Source organism: Nostoc sp. CALU 546 (assembly GCF_048836525.1).
Genome location: NZ_JAWJTF010000017.1, coordinates 78,824 through 101,464, shown reverse-complemented (window position 1 = coordinate 101,464; position 22,641 = coordinate 78,824). Strand labels below are relative to the sequence as shown.

The following is a 22,641-nucleotide window of genomic DNA, read 5'->3' as shown; positions in this document are numbered from 1 at the left end:
GAACCAATTATGAAACTTTACGCCAAAAGCATTCCACAGGCTTTACCCAATTGGGCAACTGTCGTTACAAAGAGTGCAGATTTATTTGAAGTTGAAATCAACGATGAACACCCCAACTTTCAATCTCTGCTTGAAGAGTTGGAAACGGAGATTGAGCCAGGAACAATAGGTGTTAAAGCTGAGGATTTATGCTCACGGCTGGGTATTGAAATGTCTAGTCCCAGTCTCCAGCAATTAGTTGAACAAGCCCAAAATCTGATATGTGAAATTGCTACGCACCCAGACTACAGACAACTATTGTCAGCAGGGTATCAGCCAGATTTAAACATTGCCGATGCTAGCACTGCACTCACCTATCTGCAATGGGAGTTAGAGCGTAATCGAGAACCTTCTAATTAGTACAAAAGCGTTCACCTAAAGGAATGCCATTACTTCAGGTGAACGCACGGAAGTTTCTCTTCCGCTACAGAATTCCCATTATTGCACACAGAACACCAATCAATAAAACTTTAACCGAGGTGAACATGGTTACTGAAATCAAACTAGGTTTATGCAACCCTCCTGAACCCATCTATTTATATGTCAAAAACGCTGAGTTAGGTGGAGAATCTTATCTCTGGTATAACTACGATATTGATAAGGAGAAAACCATCCCTGTTTCCCAAAGAGCATTAACTGGTTATCTGTTTGAACTGCGATTTACGACTAAAGAGTTCAAAGGAAAGGATAATCTCAAACTGGACATTGTAGTGAGTGCTGATGAAGTTTATGTCATCAGAAGTGGTGTTGAAACAAACTTCACCAAAAGCTTTCTCTTGGCTGCATCATTAGTACAGGATTTTTCTAAGCCACTGATTATTGCTGCTACTGCTGGTGAACAAAATACGGTTTTCTGCAATCTTTACGATGCTGCGACTAAAACCAGAATTGAAAGGGAATGGAATAAAAATGCTGATTGGGGAACTCTCATTAATGACATTCAATCCCGATTAGGTGGCACATCATTAACTATTCCATCTATAGCAGAAACGCCAGTAGCTCCAGCAAAACTTAGCGTAGTTCCTCAACCAGTACATCCTCAAGACCTACGAATTAAAAATATTCGCACCTTGCTTGATTATCCACTTGATTTGGTCAAAGAGTGGTTGCAATTCCAGGATGTTGACCGCCCAAGTTTACTTGATATTCACCAGATTAATGAACTAATCAAAACCATGTGTTTGGCTTGGGCAGCAGGCAAGTGTGAATATCCTAATCATGCCGAATCTTCGTATCAAAATCTTGTTGTTGATACTGTCGCTAAGGGTGCTGATGAATTAACGGCAATCAACAGATGGATGCAACAGTTGCAAGCTTCAAAAGCCGGAGCGGTGTAAATCAAAAGTCAGGATTCAGAATTCAGGATTCAGAATTATTCTGATTTCTGACTCCTGGCTCCTGAATTCTCAACATCAGAGGAATTAACCATGAGAGTCATCGTTACAGTTGTTGAAAAAATTACCAGCGAAGCACATATCAATATCCCTGATGGGCTGAATCAATCTGCTATCAAACAGCACATAGTAGACCGCTACAACACTGGGGGAATGCAAACTGAGATGAACATTTTTCAAGTGGATTTTGAATCTATGAGCGCTCGGATTGTTCAAGAAAATTCTTCTCCTAAATCTGCATAAACATTGGAGGTAATAAATGAATCCCAAATGGACTGACGAAGAACTCGGAATCATTGAAGCTAAAGCTGAACTTTATACCCCTAAGCAAATCGCCTCAATCTTAAAAAGACATGGGTATTTTCGTACTCCAATTGCTATCGCTACTAAACTTTGGGCTTTGGGTTATTCTACAAGCCCCTTTCTCGATAACTATAGTAGTGCTGAAATCGCCCGTGTTCTGTGTGTGCATTCCACCACTGTTTCTGGTTGGGTGCGCCGTGGTTGGTTGAAAACTACCCGCCGTTCTTCTAAGCGTTATCAAGTTCGTCGATGGCATCTCAAAAGCTTTTTTGAAAATCCCCCACAACATTTAAAAAAGCGTATTGCCTCTATTGACTCCGAAGCCATTAATTACTTATTAGGAAGAAAAGCATGATTGACCACATTAACGCACTTCAAACAAGCTGGTATCTTTCTCCACCTTGGCGTGGAACAATTCCACCTGTCGCAGTTAATTTACTGGAGAGAGTTTTTCTCCGCACAACAAGAACATTCGGTTACTGCTGCGGTATGCAATGGAAGCATGAATGTTGGATTTATTCAATTGATTGTGGAAAAGAAATACTCCACGCCACACAAAACCAAATCATCGAAACTGAAGAATTAGAAGTCATCACTGTGCAAAAACCTGCTTTTGTTTTGGGCGAAAGAGTAATCCTCTGTTCTCACGACAAGGGAACAAAACAACGCCTGATTCTAGGGATTGCGCTGGTACATAATTCTTGGTTTTACCTTGTTGAATTGATGTCACCAACGTTAATTAATACACCAACTATATCGAATCGTTTCTCATTAGTTGGTGAAAAAAGTTTGGTGCGAGTAAATGTTTAATTCTTTCTAATCACCCAACTAAAGTTATGTCACAAATTGAAATCGCCGAAATCATCGAACAGATAAAACAAGAGATTGAAGTTGACACTAATGGTCAAGCGAAAGCTAGCCTTCGGGCAACTGCAAGACTGGCTGGGGTCAGCGCTGTGGCAATTCTCAAGACCTTAGACAGCGTTAACCTAGAACCTTCCAAACTAGCTCAAATGCTTATGGAATCAGGCTTTGAAGCTGTTAATCTAACTGAGTGGAGAGCTGTCGGTATCCCGGATATAGCGATCGCAATTATCCTAGAGTACTACGCTTACGAGGCTGGGCGATACTGCACTAAACAAGCCAGATTGGTATGTCGTTCATTCAACACCATCGGCATTCGGGCATGGATTCAGGACAAATTGGGCTGGACTAAACCCGCCTCTAATAGCGAAACAGCGATGACACAAATACAGTTACTCGCAGCGATCGCCCAACAGATGGCACAGCAAGAACAGCATTTACTCCAACAACAACAGCAACAGACTGAAATTTTGCACCGTCTCAAAGCGGTTGAAGTTGAGCAAGACAGGGTGAACACACCATGCGGTCACAAATATAGTGTTGTTGGTTTTGCTAATCTTCAAGGTTTAGAAATATCGGTAAAAGAAGCGGGTACTAAAGGTCGAAAAGCAAGTGCATTGTGTCGAAAACAAGGAATAGAAATAGAACGCATTCATGATCCACGTTTTGGAAAAGTTGGTTTGTATCCAGAGACTATTTTGGTTGAGGTTTTTAAAGCCGAACAGAACTAACAGCAGTTTCAAAATTTGAGAGAAATATCATGCAACAACTCAATTTATTTCACGAATCAACCCCAGTTTTACCCATCACTTATTACCCCGATTTCTTAACTCTTGAACTTGCAAACGAACTCTACCAACACTGCTTGAAACTGGAGTGGCAGCAAAATCAAATCAGGATCGCGGGTAAAACAATGCCCGTTCCTCGCCTCGAATGTATTTATGGTGATGCCGGATGTGATTACCTTTACTCCAACAGCGTGTTTTTGAAACCCTTGACTTGGACAGACAATCTGGCCAAGTTACGCGACTCCATTACCAAATTGACTGGCTACAAATTCCGCATCGTCATCGGCAATCAATACCGCAGTGGCCAGGACAGCATCAGTTGGCACGCTGACAATGAACCATCAATGGGATATGAGCCAGCAATCGCTTCCCTTAGCCTCGGTAGTGTTCGCAAGTTTCAAATTAAACCGAGAAATGGCAAAGCAACGGATTTATGGCTGGAACACGGCAGTTTGCTTGTGATGCACCCAGGTTGTCAGTCTACACATCTGCATCAGGTTCCTAAAACCAATAAAGTCGTTAGCACGCGAATTAATTTGACCTTCCGACCACACACAGGAGACAGGAGATAAGAAGGCTAAGGGGAAAGGAATTGTTCTCACTCCTTTAACCCAAACCCAGTAACCTTTTCTCTTTCTCAAGTCTAAAAGAGTTTCAAAGCGGCATGACCCATAGTGCCGCTTCATTTCCATGCGTCAAAAAACAGAGGGAATATGCGTGTAATCGAGTCTGATTCTCACTTCAAACATTTACAAGAATGGCGGGGCAGTGGAGTTGACGAAGAAATCTTCCATCTGAATGTACGTTCGCTCTTTGGGACGTTACCCTACGAATACTTGCTCTACAGTCCCAAAATCTCCCGTCGCAATGATGGACGATTGCGCGATCGCGATTTGAAAAAATACCAGCACATCGAACTAGGCGGCTGGTGGTGCAATGGCATTGACCCCCTCAACAATTACGCACAGATGATGTGGGGCTGTTTCAAACCTGACCATCCCCGACGCGATCGCCAAAAGATCCACAAATTCATCAAGTACGAACACCCATTTAGAGAAGAGACACGCGCTTTCTTCCTCCTAGTGCCGAATCGCATTTGGGTGAAAGTCTCCAATCGTAGCGGCATCCCCATTACTGAAGAAGACTTGCAGCATCCCGGCGGTTTCTGGCATTGGGTTTGGCGGCACAACGTCCCAGTTACAATTGTCGAAGGTGTCAAGAAAGCGGGGGCATTATTGACTGCTGGTTATGCTGCGATCGCAATTCCAGGAGTAAACGCTGGATACCGCACACCTACTGATGAGTACGGTACTGCCATTGGTAAACCATTTCTGATTCCCGACTTGAAACATTTTGCAACACAGGGGAGACAGGTTAACATCTGTTTTGACCAGGACAATAAACCTGAGACAGTCCAACGGGTGAGAACCGCTATCAGTCGCATGGGTCGGCTGCTTGTGAATGAGGGCTGTTCGCTGCGAGTGATTGATTTACCGTTAGGGGCAGAGAAAGGGGTTGATGATTTTATTGTTGCTCACGGTCAACCTGCATTTGATGCACTCTACAATACGGCTGTTGCATTGGAGTTGTGGGAAATTAAGCTGTTTACCTTGTTGACTTATCCTCCAGCGATCGCACTTAACCAAAGATTCCTCGGACAGCTTCTCGTACCCGAAGGTGAAAAACTGATTATCCTCAAAGCCCCCAAAGGCACTGGTAAAACCGAATGGCTAGCAACTGAGGTGACAAAAGCCCATGACCAAGGGCAGAGGGTATTAATCATAACCCATCGCATCCAGCTAGGTGAGGCGTTGTGTAATCGATTTGGTGTTAACTATGTTACCGAAGTCCGCACGAATGAAACAGGCACATTATTGGGATACGGGGTGTGCGTTGATTCGCTACATCAGGAGAGTCAGGCGCGATTCAACCCTGATGACTGGTCAAATGATGTCATTATTATTGATGAATGTGACCAAGTTTTCTGGCATTTGCTCAACTCTGGTACTGAAGTGCAAAAACGTCGGGTATCTGTTCTCAAAAACCTCAAACAACTGGTACAAAATGTTTTGGGCAGTGAACACGGAAAGATTTACCTCTCGTCTGCGGACGTATCAGATACCGATGTAAAATACGTTCTTTCTCTTGCGGGAGAATATCGGGTTAACCCCTTTGTCATCGTCAACAATTATCGGCACGTAGCCGGAAACTGTTACAACTACTCTGGCAACAACCCGAAGAATTTGATTGCGGCATTGGACAAAGCAATTGCCAAAGGTGGGCATCATTTACTCTGCTGTTCTGCTCAAAAGGCAAAATCCAAATGGGGAACCCAGGCACTTGAGGAACGGTTTCGCCGCAAATTCCCACACTTGCGAATTCTGCGAATTGACAGCGAATCTGTTGCTGACCCCTCTCATGCGGCTTTCGGTTGTATTGCTCACCTGAACGAAATTCTCACCCAGTATGATTTGGTTATCGCCTCCCCAAGTCTTGAAACTGGAGTCAGCATCGATATTCGAGGACATTTTGATGGGGTATGGGGGATTTTTCAGGGAGTGCAGCCAGTTAACTCCGTTCGTCAGATGTTGGCACGGGTTAGGGAGACAGTTGACCGTCATATCTGGATTAGAGAATGGGGGATGTCGGTTGTGGGCAATGGTTCCACATCCATCGAAGGATTGCTCAGAAGTCAACACGTTGCAACACAGGCTAACATTGCGCTGTTGTCGGCGGCGGATAATGCGGATTTGAGCTATATTGACCAGAACTTTCAGCCCGAATCTTTGCAAACCTGGGGGAAACGTGGTTCTGTGATTAACGTCGAGATGCGGCGCTATCGAGAATCTGTGCTTGCGGGTTTGGTCGAGGATGGATACACCGTTATTGATGCCGACGATGTTGATGATGATGAGAGCGGGGCAGTTATCGAGTCGGTTAAAGCGGCATCTGTTGAATTGTATGCTGCTGAGTGTCAGGCGATCGCGGATTCCGATGAACTCTCCCCAACCGAATTGAAGAAGCTGCAAGACAAACGGGCTAAAACGAAAACCGAACGACATCAGCAGCGCAAGGCTGAATTGTCCCGTCGCTATGAAATTGACGTAACCCCTGATTTGGTCGAGAAAGATGACGATGGGTGGTATCCTCAACTGAGAATGCACTACTATTTGACCCTGGGGCGGGAATTTCTGACGAACCGTGATACTAAACGGGCTAAGACGCAGTTAGAGGCTGGGGAAAATTCGATTTGGAAACCGGATTTTAACAAGGGGCAGCTATTACCTGCTGTACTGTTACTAGAAAATCTCAATCTGTTGCAGTTTCTTACACCAGACGTTCAGTTGCGTGGAAGTGATGAGAAGATGGTTGAGTTTAAAGCGCTGGCAGTAACGCATCGGCACGTTATCAAGAATTACTTGAATGTGACGATCTCTGAAAAGCTTACTTCCATAGCGATCGCCCAGAAGTTACTTGCCAAAATTGATTTGAAGTTGAACTACGTTGGTCGGTTGGGTAAGCGTGAAAACCGGGAGTGCGTCTATCGGTTTGTTGCCCCTGATGATCAACGTGATTCGATTTTTGGGCAGTGGTTCAATCGAGATGAAGCATTAAATCGTGAGTTGGTGTCAGTCACTAATAATATAGTGTTAACCACACCAGTGATTGACACAACCTCCCGAATATTAGTAGAAGAGGTAGTGTCCAGCCCCCAAGGAGAAGCCTGGAAAGGGCTGAAACTGAAGTTGCAGCAAGGTTTGGACAGCGCTGGCTCGTTCTACAATCAGTTAGTCTCCACAATTGGCGAGGCTGTTGGGGTTGCTGATGGTGAGCCAATATGAAATGGATACTTGGGGCAGTGGCAGGTTGCTGTTAACTTTGCTGACAGATGTACTTCTGTGCTGTGTGATTGGGTCGAGTGTATGGGGTGATCTTAGCAAGGTGCATTCGTCCGCCCAGGAACATTAGCGTAGCCCTAGTAGTTCGCCAAGTTCACTTGGCGGGGTAAAGGGGAAAGGGGAAGGGGGAAAGTCCTTACCCCTTAACCTTTACCCAGCCATCACGCAGCATTTTTGGGTTGGCAGACTACTAGCGTTTGGTCAAGGATGCAATCCCGCAGATAAGATAAGGCTTTAGAGGTTGCCCTTAAACTGTTATGATCTTGTTAACTTGACAGTGACTCAAAGCAAATTATTACTAACCACCACTATAAGCATGAAGCATCTGTCGGATTACAACTTCTTTGACCCAGAACTGCTTGTGTGTCCTTATGAATTTTACAAGTTGGCTCAGGAGCAAGCACCAATTATGGAACTACCAAGTCCCAGAACTGATGCCAAGCTCTTTCTTGTTACCAGCTATGACTTAATAAACGAAATCCTTAAAGATACAGGAGTATTCTCCAGCAATTTCTCTACTTTACTGGCAGGCATTGAAGAACAAGATAATGAATTGCAGAAAATCTTTGCTCAAGGTTGGCCTCAGATGAACACCCTGCTCACAGCAGACCCGCCAGAACACGAGCGATTCCGAGCGCTAGTGAATAAGGCATTTAGCTCGTCGCGTGTGAACAAAATGCATAATTTGATTGAGCAGATTGTTGATGAACTTATTGACTGTTTCATCACGAGGAGCAAGTGTGAATTTGTCAGTGAGTTTGCCGTCCCTTTACCTGTCAAAGTTATTGCTCAACAATTAGGTGTGCCGCCAGAGGATCTGCCAAAGTTCAAAAAATGGTCTGATGCTTTTATTGCGCGTCTAGGTCATCTACTTTCTAGAGAGCAGGAGATCGAGTGTGCTAAAGATGTTGTTGCTTTCCAACATTATTTTCATGATGTCATTGAGTCACGCAAAAAACAGCCGGAAGATGATTTGATCACCGACTTGGTACAGGCAAAGGTGGCTGGAGAACGAGCGCTCGACACTGCTGAACTGCTAAGTATAATTCAGCAAATACTAGTAGCAGGTAATGAGACGGTCACTAGTGCCCTTACAGCTGGGATGTTGTTGCTGACAAAGAATCAAGAGCAGATTCCGTTGCTACAAGCAGATCCTTCCCTGCTAGAGAATTTAGTGGAAGAAGTTTTACGGATGGAAAGCCCCACAGCCGGAATGTGGCGAGTTGTAACGCAAGATACAAAACTCCAAGACATCGATCTCAAAGCTGGGTCTTTAGTGATGCTTCGTTTCGATGCCGCTAACCGCGACCCCAGAAAATTTCAGGAGAGTGAGCGTTTCGATGTCCGCCGCCATAATGCAAGTAACCACCTATCTTTTGGTCATGGTATTCATTTTTGTTTAGGTGCTATGCTTGCTCGTAAGGAAATGCACATCGCTTATAAAAAGTTGCTGCTACGGATAAAGAATATCCGCTTGGCATCAGAAGGATACCAATACTTACCAAACGTACTCATGCGTACACTGAAGCACCTCTATATTGAGTTTGACAAAGTGTGATAGTGGCAATCAGAAAACTGTATTTCATATTTCTCATCAAGAATAGAACTAGAATTTATATAGCATTTACAGGAGATCGGTAAGCCTGTCATAATTCCCATCTCCTATCAGAGGCTTGCACTCGCATAGGAAAGAATGAGTATAAAAAGCTCAGTTTTGCTAAGATAATAGGTAAAAGGATAACAACAATGGAAACCTTAGAAAATTATCAGTTAATTCTAAAAACGGGTAAAACTACAATAGAAAAAGCTCTAGAATTGTTTGATGCTTTTGAACCCGTGAATTTAGATTTTATGTTTGGTCGTTGGCAAGGGTCTGGACTACATACAAATCATCCAATGGATGGTTTATTAGAAATTTCTAATTGGTATGGAAAAGAATTTATAGATGCTGAAAATGTTCACCCTTTGTTATTTTTAGATAGTCAGGGGAAGATTTTTCCAGTTGCGCCTCATCCGACTTTAATGAACTGGGTTTTGAAGTTACCGATACCCAAAAATAATTCTCTCAAACCGTTACTAGGATCAATTAATTCTTTACTCAAAACCGATAAAAGCCAAGCCAGACTGAGAATGATGGAGTACAGAGGCAAAGTCACGGCTACTATGATTTATGATTATTTGCCAATCAATGATTATTTTAGAAAAGTAGATAAGAATACTGTGTTAGGAATTATGGATTATAAGAACCTAGCTCAACCTTTCTTTTTTGTTCTCAAACGATGCTTTTAGCCTTTGGCGGATAAATAGCTTGAGACTGAGATTCTTTCCGTAGACCTCCTTAAATCGCTCACGGCTTTCAACAACAATTCTTCCAAGGATACTAGAGAGCGGTGTAGGTCATTCCTCACAAAGCTCACCCGATTAATTGCAGATATGGATTGGTTTTATTTTGGGTTAAAATTCTTCGTCTAAAGAGCTAAGTACATCTGCTAAATCTCTTGATCCATGAAATACCCGCCCGCATTTCAATGGTAGTATCCTCAAAAGAATAGAAAATCAGATAATCCCGAAAATCCTTGATCCGCCATTGTCGGATTTTACCCAATCTCGATTCCACCAACCGCGTTACCTTTCCCATCCCAGGAGTCTTTGACAACTGAGCAAAGGTTAATTCCGCAGCATTTAAGAATTTAACTGCTGCATCCGTATTCCCTATTAACCAATATATAATTTGCCAAATGTCGTAAATCTTGCGTTGCCCGGTCTTTGACAATTAACCGATAGTTCATGTATCGTTTTGGTTCCCCATGCTGTTCTGACCTAAAACGGTAGAACGCAAATTCTGCCAATATTCCGGTGTTACTTCCTGCCCAAGAGAATCAATACCCTCTTTCAATAGTCCTTCTAACTTCACTTGTGCCTTGCGTTTTTGGTCTTGTTGTACCAATGAGAGAAAATATTCGCCGATGCTACTGTAAGCACCTGTCATCACTTGTGCCTCTACATAAACGCGCACCTCATCAGGTATGTCAATACTGATATTCATTGGCGTTCCTGTATAACTCCCTTCATTATTTTAGCTGACAGTTTTCATGCGACATCAAATTATAGCCAATCCCTTCTAATATGGCGATCGCCCCATACCATATCTGGATGATCGCCCCTATTCTCATGAAGCCCTTGTTGCCGTTTTATAATGAAAGGATGCAAAAGCTTACCATCACCCGACCTGACGATTGGCATCTGCATCTGCGCGACGGTGCAGCACTGAAAGCGGTTCTGCCCTACACGGTGCGTCAGTTTGCCCGCGCGATCATCATGCCGAACTTGAAGCCCCCTATCCGCTCAGTGGCAGATGCGGCTTGCTATCGCGATCGCATCCTCGCCGCCATTCCAGAAGGCCAACAGTTTGAGCCATTGATGACGCTCTACCTCACCGACAACACCAGCCCCGACGACATTCTCCGGGCGAAAGAATCTCAGTTTATCAAAGCGGTCAAGTACTACCCAGCCGGTGCAACGACCAACTCAGACTCCGGTGTGACGGATATTCAAAAGGGTGATCGCGTCTTTGAAGCAATGCAGCAGGTGGACATGCCGTTATTACTGCACGGGGAAGTGACCGATAACGATGTTGATACGTTCGATCGCGAGAAGGTGTTTATCGAGCGACATTTAATCCCCCTCAAGCAGCGATTTCCCAACCTGCGGGTGGTGCTTGAGCATATCACCACCTCGGATGCGGTGCAGTATGTCCTGTCTGCCAACACCATCGCAGCAACAATTACGCCACAACATTTGTTGTTTAACCGTAATGCCCTGTTCAAAGGCGGCCTTTGCCCCCATTTTTATTGCCTGCCCATTTTGAAACGGGAGGAGCATCGTCAGGCTTTGTTGCAAGCGGCAACATCGCTTAATCCGAAGTTTTTTCTAGGCACCGATAGCGCTCCCCATACCCGCACCAGCAAAGAAAGTTCCTGTGGCTGCGCGGGATGCTTTTCGGCTCTGCACGCCCTTGAGTTGTATGCCGAAGCATTTGAAAGCGTGAAAGCCCTGGATAAATTGGAGGCGTTCGCTAGCTTCTATGGCCCAGATTTTTATCAACTGCCGCGTAATACCGAGCGAATTACCTTGTCCAAAACGACTTGGCGCATTCCTGATGAAGTTCCATTTATGGAATCTGGGCTTGTACCTTTGGGGGCGGGGCAGGAAATGACATGGCAAATGGTATGACATTCGCATTGTGCATCAGCCGTTGTGGAATCTGGCATGGTACAAGAGCTACTCAGTACGCTGACGAGTGATGAAAGGTGGGGGGTGATGGTTGAGTTTGAGGAGGTTTAACCCGATGGATTTGCTCAACTGGTGGACAGAGCGCCTGATTGGGTGGAGTGGATGGCGTGAATCATCTGTTGATTGCCGTGTTTGGCAGACAATTTTTTGTTACTCAACGGTCAATACAGTGTAAACTCTGTAACCCACAGCGTACACCCGATCTCAGCCCCAGCGATCGCCGTTTCTACGTCAATTGAAACAAGTTTATTTAATTTTGAGAGATTAATCAAAGATTAATGACATATTAAGTTGAAAAACGGTTCTTCAAAAGTAATTAACACATATCCTTTGACATTTCGCAAACACTCACCCTGGTGGAAAGTGCTGTTATTCAAGGTTGGAAGGGACTGAAGCTGAAAATGCAGCTTCGACTTGACAGTGTTGGCTCTTTCTACAGTTGACGGGAGCAAGGTTTGTTTTAACCCAAGATTGAACCTGAACCAACTTCCCACTGATGTTTGAGCAATTCTTGGTAAGTCGTTTCCCTTATCATCATCTGCTTATACAGCATCTGCAAAAATTCTTGAGCTTGTTCACGGGACATCTGCTGCACTTGATCAGAAAAAGTTCTCAGGCTAAATTCTTGTTCTAAAGATAATTCAATGGGTTGGTTCATAGCTTTTGAGTTTGCTAAATTAAGCAAATATTGTTTTATATAAATAAATGTTACGATAGCTTTACAAAAGATGAAGGGGTGTAAACCGTACCGGCGTAGGTTAGAAATACAGTATCTGCTGCTGAAAACCTTGATATCACTCCATTGTGGCAAACCAAGTAAATAATGTTATTGATGGCTAAAATTCAGTAAGTATGCTCTAACAAAAATTGCTGATCATGCTGAAAATTTTAGTCACAGGTGCTACTGGCAATGTCGGTCAAGAAGTTCTGAGCTTACTACAATCCCACGATTGTAATATCTGTGCTGGAGTTAGAAATCCAAACAACGCTAAACACCTTTTAGGCAACAATATTCAGTACGTCCCTTTCGACTTTACCAATCCTGACACCTTTGATCATGCTTTTTTTGAAGTCAATAAACTTTTTTTAGTGCGTCCGCCTGCCCTTGCTAATATTCCTCTTCAAATTGCCCCCGCCTTAAATGCTGCAAAACTCACAGGCGTTGAGCATATCGTGTTTCTTTCAATACTAGGAGCCGAACACAACCGTTTTCTGCCACACTCCCAAATTGAACGCTATATCAACCAATTAGGTATTAAAGCTACCTTTTTACGGCCCAGCTTTTTTATGCAAAATCTTAATACCACACACACAGAAGACATCAAAGTTCGTGGTGAATTGCTTCTTCCGGCTGGTAATGGTAAAACAAGTTTCATTGATGTGCGGGATATTGCTGCCGTTGCAGTTCGTACTTTGATTGAAGATGGGCATCAGGGAAGAGCATATCCCCTTACAGGCGCAAAAGCCTTAACTTATTATGAAGTTGCAGACATCTTCACATCTGTTTTAGGTAAATCGGTACGCTATAATCCCTCTGTGCTAAAGTTTGTTCGACAAATGCGCTCCAAAAGGTTGCCAATAGACTTTATTTTAGTAATGCTAGCAATCTACACAACCGCTCGACTAGGATTTTCCGGCAACATCACACCTGATACGGAGCAATTACTCAATCGTTCACCTCTGACCATACAGCAGTATATCGAGGACTATCGACAGTTCTGGTTATAAGTTGATTTTGCTCCCTGTCAGTAGTCATAATTCCATTACTTCTGAAATTTGGAACAGCTAATAGCTTTCCTGTTTCATTTTATGAAAGCGCAATCTATTTCCTCTGATATTGAGAAAGATTGACATTTAATTTGAAGCGACGTTCTTCAACAATTGAAACAGGTAACTCACGATAATCTGATGTATATTTGGAACTCAGAATTTGCAGATGCTGTTGGGTGACATCTGCACGTTTTTCGCTCGTTGGATCTCTATCAAACCATGCTCTAGCGGTTTGAGAGCCAATAGTCAAAGCAGAAGTAGTTATCATAAATTTTCTGAGAATCTGTCCGATTTTTGAATAACTCCTGAAAACTCTTTATTCACAAACTGCGGCTCTTTCAATAATAAACCATTCATGGTACAAGATTGCTAAGAAAAATTCTTCATTCTTCAGGCGATCGCATACTGCCATAAATCCCGAAAAGAATGGATCATCTTCATAGGTAGTATCTGATAGAAAAACTGTTACAGAATTATTATCCGCACTCCAGATACAACGTATTATAGTAATATTCGGATGATGTGATTTATCTACAGGTAATAATATTGAGCATTCTTCTACTGACAAAAATTCTGGTTCTTCATATCTGAAAACCGATTCCCAACTTTCTGGTCCTTCATGTTTCTCAATAATTCTATCCCACCTAACTGACTTGATTTTTTCCAGAGTTTCTGTTGATATTTCGGAAATTTTCATAGTTTTTACTACAGTTAATAAATTTTCATAATTAACATCTGGCATTCGGCATCAATTGTTATGATTAGATTCAATTAATAGCCTAAAATAATGCCTATTTCTATATAATTATTATAATCCGAGAAATAATGGACTTATTTGACCAGCATCTTGCAAAAATAACTGAAGAATCAGCACCCCTAGCGGCTCGGATGCGTCCACGGACACTTGATGAATTTGTTGGTCAAGATCATATTATCGGACAAGGAAGGCTATTGCGGCGTGCTATTAGCTTGGATCAACTGTCTTCAGTAATCTTTTCTGGGCCACCAGGAACTGGCAAAACTACTCTAGCGCGAGTTATTGCCAACAGCACCCGCGCTCACTTCATCGCTATCAATGCCGTACTTTCAGGAGTCAAAGAAATTCGAGCGGCAATTGAAATAGCCCAACAACAGCGCAAGTTCCATAATCAACGAACTATTCTTTTTGTCGATGAAGTCCATCGTTTTAATAAGTCTCAGCAAGATGCTCTATTGCCTTGGGTAGAGAATGGTACAATCATTCTCATTGGTGCTACCACCGAAAATCCTTTTTTTGAGGTCAACAAAGCACTTGTCAGCCGTTCACGGATTTTTCAACTTCAGCAATTAACTGATAAAGATTTATACAAAATTGTTGAGCAAACACTAGCTGATTCAGAACGCGGTTATGGCAAGTTAACAGTACAAATTGACACAGATGCTTTAGCTCATCTAGTTAATGTTGCTAACGGTGATGCTCGTTCATTATTGAATGCTTTGCAACTAGCTGTAGAAACTACACCCCCCGATACTAAAGGTGTTATTCATATTCCCCTAGCAGTGGCAGAAGAATCTATTCAGCAGCGTGCTGTTTTATACGACAAAGAAGGGGATGTCCATTTTGATACCATCAGTGCTTTTATCAAGAGCTTACGAGGTTCTGACCCAGATGCAGCACTCTATTGGCTAGCCAAAATGGTTTATGCCGGTGAAGACCCGCGTTTCATTTTCCGTCGGATGTTAATTCTTGCCAGTGAAGATGTTGGATTGGCTGACCCACAAGCAGTTGTCCTTACAAATGCTTGTGCTGAAGCATTTGATCGCGTGGGAATGCCGGAAGGACGTTATCATTTGGCGCAGGCAGTACTTTATTTAGCTACTGCACCAAAATCCAATAGCATTATGGGCTTTTTTGATGCTTTAGCCGCAGTAGAAATTGAAAATGTTGCTCCCGTTCCCACTCACCTTAAAGATGCCAATCGTGATAAAAAAGGTTTTGGGCATGGGGCTGGTTATCTCTATCCTCACGCTTACCGAGATCATTGGGTAGAACAGCAATATTTACCCACCAGCTTGCAAGGTCAATTGTTTTATCAACCTTCAACCCAAGGTTATGAACACCAAATCGCAACACAAGTGGCACGTCGTCGAGAAGCTCAACTTGCTGCAATAGTAGAAGGTATTGGTGTTGCACCAATGGAAGTTATGACTTATGGAACTGTTGACCGAGCAGATGAGCGCTGGTTGCAACGCACACTTTCTCAGGTAAGTACACAATTAGCATCTGTGCGCGAACGCATTTTCACTTTCGCCCAATTACAACGTCATCACTTAGTATTGGATCTAAATGCCGCCACTGGTTTACTTACTTGGGAAGCAATCCGGCAAGTTCCTGAAGGTGGGGTTTATGCCTGTGTTCGCAATCGCTCTGATGTCAATGCTTTAGTAGAACTTGCTGCGGCACTTCCTGAAACAATGCGACCAATAGTTTTTACTGCATCTGTTGCACAGATACCTCCTATGCTGGCATCTCTTGCACCAAATGTACAGTTTGACTCTATTATCGGGCGCAATGTACTAGCCTCGGAATCAGATAAGGGACTTGCTGCTCAAATTTTAGGTCAATTGCTCCCGCACTCAGTCAAGCTTATTTTAGCTGAGACAGTACCTCGTCATACCCAAAGGTTTTACCACTTACTGCCAAGCCAAAGTCTCGATAATCAATTGTATGAGCGATTAGTTTTAGCAGAAGAAGCTATTTATACAGATGCCTCTGACCCCATGCTTAACTGGGATGCTGACGATTTGCGTCACGCTTTTGCCTCAAATGGACACTGTGTACAAGTCGTTGTTGAACAGTATTTGACACCAATGCACATCTCTGATAATTTTATCAAGCGTTTATTTGCTACTAATCTTAATCGACCAAGTTATGCCGAGCGTCTGGCTGCAAATTTGACCAGTGAGGAAATAAATATTATTAAAAATTTATTTGTTCGTTACTTACTCAACCAATCCGTTAATTGGTCAAGCACTGTGGCATTTTTAAATATTAGCGGATGAACATAATAGGCTATCAAATCACAGTCATTTATAATTATGATTTTCACTCCTGCAATTACTCGGAAGTACGTCTCGATAAAAACTGATAATTGAAGCTGAGTTCAGGAGGCAGGAGGATGAAGGCAGGAGGTAACCCACCCTTACTCATAGTGGGATTGAAGCAAGGACGTTTTATACCTCGCTGCAAGCAGTCTCGGTATAATTATCGCTTTGAACTGGGCTTTAGACCAAAACTAAAGTTTTAATTGATACTTCTTACCTCCTGCCTCCTGCCTCCTGCCTTCTGCCTTCTGCCTTTCTTCGGTAATATTTTTCCTTGCCTTCGCTTTATTTGTAGATGAGTATGAACTGTTCAAAAGGATTTTACAGAACTATGCCAATTAAAAAACACATTAATCTGAATGTTGGAAGTTTCCTTAATCCCACAGATAAAAAGATAGTTGTCAATTTAGCTAGAGAAGATATTTTAATTTTAATCAAGCAAGAGTTAAAAACTCGTTACTCGCCAGAAACTCAAAAACAAGCTCGTGAGGGAAGTTCTGAGCTATTACCTGATTTCGTATTACAAGAATTATTAAAACAATTTTTAAATGACTAAATCGCTCAATAGCATTCGATGGTCTGAATTTCCACCTATGATAGTTTTACAATCTACAACTTTGATATCATTACTAACAAAAATATGATCTATTGGCAGCTTAAGTACGCCTATAATCAAGGCTGGTAAATGAACATGAGTTGCCGATTCAACCCATGAAGGTTCTATCCCAAAGCCCAATTTTGTATTGTGTAGACCCGTTTTTTCAACTAGCCTTTTATAGTATGGCGACCAAGGAGTTAGGTTTAAGTCACCTGCAAATATTAGTCTTTTATCCCCTTGAGTTTGCAAGTACTGAGTTAATTCAGCTAATACGGTGTTGCGCTTATTAAAAAGATCAGGTTTGATCGGTACTAAAGGGTGGGCTGCTACCAAAGTAATATTTTTATTACTAATTTTTACAGATGTGCTTAAAATCGTTCCTGCACTTAGTGCCTTTCCTTGAGGATTTACCAACCCAAAACGGCTAAAAACAGCCAAACCACCACCAGAAGTCCGGTAACTAAACGGGAAAGTATCTTGCAGGTACGCGGTTAGTTCCTTCATCGCGGGTGAGCTGATCTCGATTAATACAGCTATGTCAGGCTTTTGCTGTTCAACGAGATTAGCGACATATCTCAACTGAGTATTTTGAGTGTTGATGTTAAATTCTAGAACTCTTATAGATTCACCTCGCCCTTGGTGGCTATTAGGCAAATACCAAGGTAATATCCAAACGCTATTAAACGCTAGCAAAGCAAGAGCAAAAAACAGTGTGCCCTGCCAACGAATTCCAGCCAACCAAGCACACAAAATTCCGATAGTGATCACTAAAGAAACTAAAAAGTAATAAACTCTGCCGTGACTTAATAACTCGAAAGGATACTGCCAAAAAAAACTAACACTTATTGAAAGAAGGGCAGTAATCCCTAGTAGAAGGTTCAATAAAATTTGGCTATAAGACTTTAACATCTAATACTGATATTTACATACAAGAGTACTTAGCTAGATATACAGTACTTGCAAAGCTTATTACTGAAAATATACTAATTTGAAGCTTTTTGCTTACGGCTCAAAGATTTTTGCGCTTTCCTCAGTCTCACCCAAGCGTATCAGTCGGTAACTATAAGAACAGCCTCTGAATGATCTACCACATCTTCGTAGAATCGCTTGAGTGCCGTGAAGTCCCTGACGATCCATCCAAATGCCTCGTCAGTATCCCTCGTCTGGTGCCACTTGTAAAGGTGTGCATCGTACATCAGTACCGGAGCGTACTTGGACTTGATATCTTCTTCAGTAATTCCACTAAGCCAAATGTGAATCAACTCGCATTTGTCGGCAGGAGTCCAACGGATGGGGAATCCTTGTGTGCTTCGTGCTGAAGGTAACACGTTTGATTGGCCGGTGATTGCAGTGACAGCCAACGATTCCTCCTCTTCGGAGAGAGCGCATTTCATCAGCAAGCATTTTATCCAATCGAATCGCCTAGAAAGATCGCAGTATCGATTCTCAATTCCGGGGTGCGTTTCGACGAGTTCCTCAAGGGCATCGACAAACTGTTTATACTCCGCTTCACCATAAGGAAATTTGTTGATCCGACTGGGCTGTTCGCGGCGCAGGCTAAAATACCTCCGTACAAACGAAAGATATTCGACATCAATATCACTGCTAACGACGTTTTCTAGTAAGGTGCATTTCGAGGGGAGCGCGTTCAGTTGGAGTTCCCAGCCCATCTGTCCTCCTCTGCTAATCCTGTCAAACTATTTATTATAGTCAAAAAAATTAGTGGGGATGTGTTGATAGCAGAGAGTGAACCCCACGGTTTACTCGCGGGAGCAAATCATCAAAATCAGCCAACAATTAATGAGCATTGCGCCGTGATACTGAAGTTTGAGGATCTTATCTTACCCCAAAAAATTTGCTCAACTGGTGACAGATGCGCCCCAGTGGACTGAATGGATGGCTTGATTTACACCCAAGCTTGGTATTAGACCAATAAACTATTGCTTGCGAAGTGTGTCTGCCACTTCAAGATAGCTATACCCTCATTACAAGCCAAACTTCTCATTATCTCTGACGGGCGTTGGGAAACCCTCCCGCCTTGCGTGGAACAGAGTAAATCAAAACGCTACAGTCAATTACAATAATGATTGATGCAAGTGGCTTTATACGCAACAGTTCTGGTTTGATTTCAAAAACTCAAACCGACTCAAAAGGATAAAATCCTAGAAAACTGGAGCTGGGTGAGCTAAATTCCTGTAATGAATATGGCTAAAACTAAAAAATCAGAAAATGCTCCCAAAAAAGCGACTAACCCTTCTCCCAATGCACTATATGTGCTAGAGGTGTTTTTAATTGATGGCCCAATTACAGAGGAATTTGCAGCAGAAAATCCAGTGGTGTCCAGAACCATCGAAATTGAAAGCAGCAATACTTTGCAGGATCTGCATAAAATCATCTTCAAAGCATTTGACCGAGAAGAAGAACATATATATGAATTTCAAGTAGGAGGAAAAGGGCCGCAAGATCCAAATGCAAGACGCTATTGCATAAAACAAGCATTTTCAAGTTCCGATTTGACACCAAAGCCTACAGGAAATGTTTCTAGTACTTCAATTGCGTCTTTGGGCTTATCTATAGATGATGCTTTTGGTTACTGGTTCGATTTTGGTGATGATTGGTGGCATCAGATTGATGTCATCAGCATTGCAGACACAGTTCCATCAGGCAAATATCCTAAAATTACTCAGCGAGTCGGGGCTAGTCCTCCGCAATATGCGGATTTTGAGTAGAAGAAAAAGCAAGACAATCGTCATTGCCTTGCTACGATAGGCTATTTGGTAAATCAGGATATCACTCAAGCAGAGAAGGTTTTTAAAGAATCATGGCAGCTAAAAAACATTATTTACTTAATCATGGATGTTTCCTTAATTCCACAAATAAAAAAATAGTTGTCAATTTAGCCACGGGTGATATCTTAAATCTAATAACCCAAGAATTAAAAACTCGCTATTCACCAGAAACTCAAAAAATTGTACTCGAAGAGAGTTCAAAGCTGCTACCTGATTTGGTATTTCAAGAAATGTTACAGCGCCAACAGCAAGTAGTGAATGTTAACCCTGATAGCTTAGTTGTGGTTAAATGTGCGATACAAGAGACAGAGCTTGATGAGTTTGGGTTTAATTTAAATGTCGAAGTATATTTTGTGATTGCAGATGTCAAAGGTCAAAATCATTTCCGCGCTAATCGGATAGTCCTTTGGTCAGATATCTGGGGCGATGAAGAACAGCTTTTTGATCTAGAAGATGAACTAAGTGAGCAATTCTGGACAGAATATCAAATCCAGTTACTCTTTGATGATAAAAATCAGCAAAAAATTGAATTAGAAATATCACAAACAGATGATTATGGAGCAAGGTTAGAATTTTACCCATCTGCCCAAAGATTTTTACCATCCATAGTTCCCTTTACTGATAATAACTTTTAAAATCAGGAATTATGGCAGTAGCTTCTGGTGCTTGTAGGAGTCGAGATGACGGGAACTGAGCGGTGTTGTTCAAGCGGAAGCGTTAGCCATACCTTTAGGTGATCGCACAGTTCTCAAAACGCAATGCACTTGTTCATTGTCCAGCATAGCGTGATATCGCCTCTTTTGCTGCTTGCAAAACGCGATCGCGTAATTCTAATGGCTCAATTACCTCCATCTGTGCGCCGAACCCCAGCACATAAGCACAAGCCGCTTCTTCTATATCAAACCTCAGCCAGACGCGAGTCCAGCCATCGGCATCGGGCGAGTTAATCTGTTCTATTCGGGCAAAGTATCCGGCATAGCGTAACCGAGGCATAACCTCTGGAGCAACACGCACCGTTACGCCATAGTAAGGCAGATTGGCTTTGAACTCAACCATCGATTGTTGCCAATAGTCGGCTAAGTTGAATTCAACCGGACGAACACAGGGGTAATCTGTAAGCATGGCATCCCGCACTCGTGAAATCCGGTAGGAGCGTACCTCTGACTCTACCGAGGCAACGAAATACCAAACATTGCCTTTGGCGACCAATCCCAGTGGGTTGACTAATCGTTTGACCAGTTTGCCATTACCGCGCTCATAGCTGAGGTTTACTTGCCGCTCTTGCCAAATCGCTGTTTGTAGAGTCGCAAATGCCGACATTTCCTCGTCCCACCGATGCCAGCCTGTTGGATCGACATGAATGCGCTGGCTAACCATTTCTGCCTGTTGACGATTTGCGGCAGGCATTGCTACCAGAAGTTTGAGCAGAGCAGCTTCAAATGCTTGACTCCAGCCTAAATCGGCTAACAGGTTTGCGGACTTTGGCAAAAACAGCGCCTGGATCTCTGCCAAGTTAAGTCCTGTCAGCGTAGTTTGATAGCTGTCGAGTAAACTCCAACCACCTCCTTTACCGCGTTCTGCCATCACCGGAACTCCGGCACTACTGAGGGCATCCATGTCACGATGGATGGTGCGCTCAGATACCTCCAATCGTTCTGCTAAATCTCGCGCTGTTAGTTGACGATAAACCTGCAACAACATCAGGATCGAGAGGAGGCGATCGGCACGCATAACTATCCCAAGACCAATCGAAACTACTTTTTACTTTACTGCCTAAATATGACAAGGGATGTCAGGAAGTTCAGCTTATGCTGCATAAAGATGGTTTGGAGTCATCGATTTCTTTAAGCTACCTAGCAGTATTTAAGGAGGTCAATTATGCAACTATTGAAGAATAAAATTGCGCTTGTAGTTGGGGCAACACGCGGTGCAGGTCGTGGTATTGCTGTGGAACTTGGTGCAGCAGGGGCAACCGTTTATGTCACCGGACGCACTACTCTTACTGTGCGTTCGGAATACAACCGCCCTGAAACGATCCAAGAAACGGCGGAATTGGTAAACCAGGCTGGTGGAAAAGGAATCGCGGTTGTAGTCGATCATTTAGACCCAAAACAAGTACAGGCGCTTGTTGCTCGTGTTGAGCAGGAACATGGCCGTCTGGATGTTCTGGTCAACGATATTGGTGCAGAATATCTGGCGGAGTTCAACAAGCCTGTGTGGGAGCTTTCTTTGGAGCGAGGATTACGGATGCTGAGATTGGCGATCAACACCCATTTGATCGCTAGCCACTTCGCATTGCCCTTGTTGATCCAGAAACCCGGTGGATTGGTAGTCGAAATTACCGATGGGACTGCCGAATATAACAGCAAAAACTATCGGCTGTCGCTGTTCTATGACCTTGCTAAAACCTCGGTAATTCGCATGGCATGGGGATTGGCGCAAGAACTTAAACCGCATCAATGTACTGCCGTAGCGCTGACTCCGGGCTGGTTGCGCTCGGAACTCATGCTCGATCATTTTGGAGTGAGTGAAGCCAACTGGCAGGACGCAACAGCAAAAGAACCACACTTCATCATTTCTGAGACGCCCTACTATGTCGGGCGTGCAGTTGCTTATCTAGCTGGCGATCCACAAGTAGTGCGCTGGAATGGCCAATCGCTTTCCAGTGGGCAACTAGCACAGGTTTATGGCTTTACCGATCTTGATGGCTCTCAACCCGATGCGTGGCGCTACATTCATGAAGTCCAGGAGGCGGGTAAACCTCCTGATGCGACCGGATATAGGTAATGTTCCAGTCACAACACTACGTATTCTGTGGGA

The 22,641-nt window shown here is 43.1% G+C and carries 26 protein-coding genes; 18 read left to right on the top strand and 8 right to left on the bottom strand.

The window, feature by feature from the left end; translation table 11 throughout:
• Positions 1 to 9 precede the first annotated feature (9 nt).
• The 10 genes from RRG12_RS11575 (at position 10) to RRG12_RS11530 (ending at position 9,576) form a co-directional block, all read left to right on the top strand.
• Positions 10 to 399, top strand: coding sequence for a hypothetical protein (locus tag RRG12_RS11575; protein ID WP_420759383.1), 390 nt, complete (start codon positions 10 to 12; stop codon positions 397 to 399).
• 125 nt (positions 400 to 524) lie between these two features.
• On the top strand, positions 525 to 1,376 hold the full coding sequence (locus tag RRG12_RS11570; RefSeq protein WP_420759382.1) for a hypothetical protein: 852 nt from the start codon (positions 525 to 527) through the stop codon (positions 1,374 to 1,376).
• 90 nt (positions 1,377 to 1,466) lie between these two features.
• Positions 1,467 to 1,676, top strand: coding sequence for a hypothetical protein (locus RRG12_RS11565; protein ID WP_420759381.1), 210 nt, complete (start codon positions 1,467 to 1,469; stop codon positions 1,674 to 1,676).
• Positions 1,677 to 1,692: 16 nt separating this feature from the next.
• Positions 1,693 to 2,091 (top strand): hypothetical protein, encoded by a 399-nt coding sequence (locus RRG12_RS11560; RefSeq protein WP_420759380.1) that lies wholly within the window; start codon positions 1,693 to 1,695, stop codon positions 2,089 to 2,091.
• On the top strand, positions 2,088 to 2,546 hold the full coding sequence (locus RRG12_RS11555; protein ID WP_420759379.1) for a DUF1392 domain-containing protein: 459 nt from the start codon (positions 2,088 to 2,090) through the stop codon (positions 2,544 to 2,546). Before RRG12_RS11560 ends, RRG12_RS11555 begins: the two co-directional genes overlap by 4 nt.
• A gap of 26 nt (positions 2,547 to 2,572) precedes the next feature.
• Positions 2,573 to 3,331, top strand: a complete 759-nt coding sequence (locus RRG12_RS11550) for a hypothetical protein (protein ID WP_420759378.1) — start codon at positions 2,573 to 2,575, stop codon at positions 3,329 to 3,331.
• 29 nt (positions 3,332 to 3,360) lie between these two features.
• Positions 3,361 to 3,960 (top strand): alpha-ketoglutarate-dependent dioxygenase AlkB family protein, encoded by a 600-nt coding sequence (locus RRG12_RS11545; RefSeq protein ID WP_420759377.1) that lies wholly within the window; start codon positions 3,361 to 3,363, stop codon positions 3,958 to 3,960.
• Between the two features lie 141 nt (positions 3,961 to 4,101).
• Positions 4,102 to 7,230, top strand: a complete 3,129-nt coding sequence (locus RRG12_RS11540) for a plasmid replication protein, CyRepA1 family (protein WP_420759376.1) — start codon at positions 4,102 to 4,104, stop codon at positions 7,228 to 7,230.
• A gap of 373 nt (positions 7,231 to 7,603) precedes the next feature.
• A complete protein-coding gene (locus RRG12_RS11535) occupies positions 7,604 to 8,845 on the top strand; it encodes a cytochrome P450 (protein WP_420759375.1) in 1,242 nt (413 codons plus the stop codon).
• 188 nt (positions 8,846 to 9,033) lie between these two features.
• A complete protein-coding gene (locus RRG12_RS11530) occupies positions 9,034 to 9,576 on the top strand; it encodes a DUF4334 domain-containing protein (RefSeq protein ID WP_392476011.1) in 543 nt (180 codons plus the stop codon).
• A 187-nt stretch (positions 9,577 to 9,763) separates the two neighbouring features.
• Here the strand turns inward: RRG12_RS11530 and RRG12_RS11525 are convergent, their stop codons facing one another.
• Positions 9,764 to 10,060 (bottom strand): type II toxin-antitoxin system RelE/ParE family toxin, encoded by a 297-nt coding sequence (locus RRG12_RS11525; protein ID WP_420759374.1) that lies wholly within the window; start codon positions 10,058 to 10,060, stop codon positions 9,764 to 9,766.
• A gap of 12 nt (positions 10,061 to 10,072) precedes the next feature.
• Positions 10,073 to 10,333 carry a ribbon-helix-helix domain-containing protein gene (locus tag RRG12_RS11520; RefSeq protein WP_420759373.1) on the bottom strand — a complete coding sequence of 87 codons (261 nt, stop codon included), beginning with the start codon at positions 10,331 to 10,333 and terminating at the stop codon, positions 10,073 to 10,075.
• Between the two features lie 80 nt (positions 10,334 to 10,413).
• Between RRG12_RS11520 and pyrC the strand changes: the two genes are divergently transcribed.
• Together pyrC and RRG12_RS11510 are read left to right on the top strand one after the other, a co-directional pair.
• Entirely contained in the window at positions 10,414 to 11,520 is a 1,107-nt protein-coding gene (gene pyrC, locus RRG12_RS11515) for a dihydroorotase (RefSeq protein WP_420759372.1), read from the top strand.
• Between the two features lie 167 nt (positions 11,521 to 11,687).
• Positions 11,688 to 11,819: a hypothetical protein gene (locus RRG12_RS11510; protein ID WP_277926820.1), complete on the top strand. Its 132-nt coding sequence runs from the start codon at positions 11,688 to 11,690 to the stop codon at positions 11,817 to 11,819.
• A 221-nt stretch (positions 11,820 to 12,040) separates the two neighbouring features.
• On the opposite strand, the gene RRG12_RS11505 is transcribed toward RRG12_RS11510, so the two are convergent.
• Positions 12,041 to 12,238: an NblA/ycf18 family protein gene (locus RRG12_RS11505; protein ID WP_163939743.1), complete on the bottom strand. Its 198-nt coding sequence runs from the start codon at positions 12,236 to 12,238 to the stop codon at positions 12,041 to 12,043.
• Between the two features lie 218 nt (positions 12,239 to 12,456).
• Between RRG12_RS11505 and RRG12_RS11500 the strand changes: the two genes are divergently transcribed.
• Positions 12,457 to 13,308 carry an SDR family oxidoreductase gene (locus RRG12_RS11500; RefSeq protein WP_420759371.1) on the top strand — a complete coding sequence of 284 codons (852 nt, stop codon included), beginning with the start codon at positions 12,457 to 12,459 and terminating at the stop codon, positions 13,306 to 13,308.
• Between the two features lie 94 nt (positions 13,309 to 13,402).
• On the opposite strand, the gene RRG12_RS11495 is transcribed toward RRG12_RS11500, so the two are convergent.
• Together RRG12_RS11495 and RRG12_RS11490 are read right to left on the bottom strand one after the other, a co-directional pair.
• Positions 13,403 to 13,618, bottom strand: coding sequence for a hypothetical protein (locus tag RRG12_RS11495; protein WP_420759370.1), 216 nt, complete (start codon positions 13,616 to 13,618; stop codon positions 13,403 to 13,405).
• Between the two features lie 48 nt (positions 13,619 to 13,666).
• Entirely contained in the window at positions 13,667 to 14,092 is a 426-nt protein-coding gene (locus RRG12_RS11490) for a hypothetical protein (RefSeq protein ID WP_420759369.1), read from the bottom strand.
• An 83-nt stretch (positions 14,093 to 14,175) separates the two neighbouring features.
• On the opposite strand from RRG12_RS11490, the gene RRG12_RS11485 reads away from it, so the two are divergent.
• Together RRG12_RS11485 and RRG12_RS11480 are read left to right on the top strand one after the other, a co-directional pair.
• Complete coding sequence (locus RRG12_RS11485) at positions 14,176 to 16,392, top strand: AAA family ATPase (RefSeq protein ID WP_420759368.1); 2,217 nt, start codon at positions 14,176 to 14,178, stop codon at positions 16,390 to 16,392.
• Positions 16,393 to 16,765: 373 nt separating this feature from the next.
• Positions 16,766 to 16,990, top strand: coding sequence for a hypothetical protein (locus tag RRG12_RS11480; RefSeq protein ID WP_420759367.1), 225 nt, complete (start codon positions 16,766 to 16,768; stop codon positions 16,988 to 16,990).
• Here RRG12_RS11480 and RRG12_RS11475 read toward each other — a convergent pair.
• Complete coding sequence (locus RRG12_RS11475) at positions 16,979 to 17,800, bottom strand: endonuclease/exonuclease/phosphatase family protein (protein ID WP_420759366.1); 822 nt, start codon at positions 17,798 to 17,800, stop codon at positions 16,979 to 16,981. The genes RRG12_RS11480 and RRG12_RS11475 overlap by 12 nt on opposite strands.
• 281 nt (positions 17,801 to 18,081) lie before the next feature.
• On the bottom strand, positions 18,082 to 18,702 hold the full coding sequence (locus RRG12_RS11470; RefSeq protein WP_420759365.1) for a DUF1877 family protein: 621 nt from the start codon (positions 18,700 to 18,702) through the stop codon (positions 18,082 to 18,084).
• Positions 18,703 to 19,236: 534 nt separating this feature from the next.
• On the opposite strand from RRG12_RS11470, the gene RRG12_RS11465 reads away from it, so the two are divergent.
• Both RRG12_RS11465 and RRG12_RS11460 read left to right on the top strand, forming a co-directional pair.
• Complete coding sequence (locus tag RRG12_RS11465; protein ID WP_420759364.1) at positions 19,237 to 19,761, top strand: IS1096 element passenger TnpR family protein; 525 nt, start codon at positions 19,237 to 19,239, stop codon at positions 19,759 to 19,761.
• A 92-nt stretch (positions 19,762 to 19,853) separates the two neighbouring features.
• The gene (locus tag RRG12_RS11460; protein ID WP_420759363.1) at positions 19,854 to 20,456 is read left to right on the top strand and encodes a hypothetical protein; all 603 of its coding nucleotides are present in this window, start codon (positions 19,854 to 19,856) and stop codon (positions 20,454 to 20,456) included.
• 133 nt (positions 20,457 to 20,589) lie between these two features.
• Here RRG12_RS11460 and RRG12_RS11455 read toward each other — a convergent pair whose 3' ends face one another.
• Complete coding sequence (locus RRG12_RS11455) at positions 20,590 to 21,552, bottom strand: helix-turn-helix transcriptional regulator (RefSeq protein WP_420759362.1); 963 nt, start codon at positions 21,550 to 21,552, stop codon at positions 20,590 to 20,592.
• A gap of 147 nt (positions 21,553 to 21,699) precedes the next feature.
• Between RRG12_RS11455 and RRG12_RS11450 the strand changes: the two genes are divergently transcribed.
• Positions 21,700 to 22,608, top strand: a complete 909-nt coding sequence (locus tag RRG12_RS11450) for an SDR family oxidoreductase (protein WP_420759361.1) — start codon at positions 21,700 to 21,702, stop codon at positions 22,606 to 22,608.
• The last annotated feature ends 33 nt before the right edge of the window (positions 22,609 to 22,641 follow it).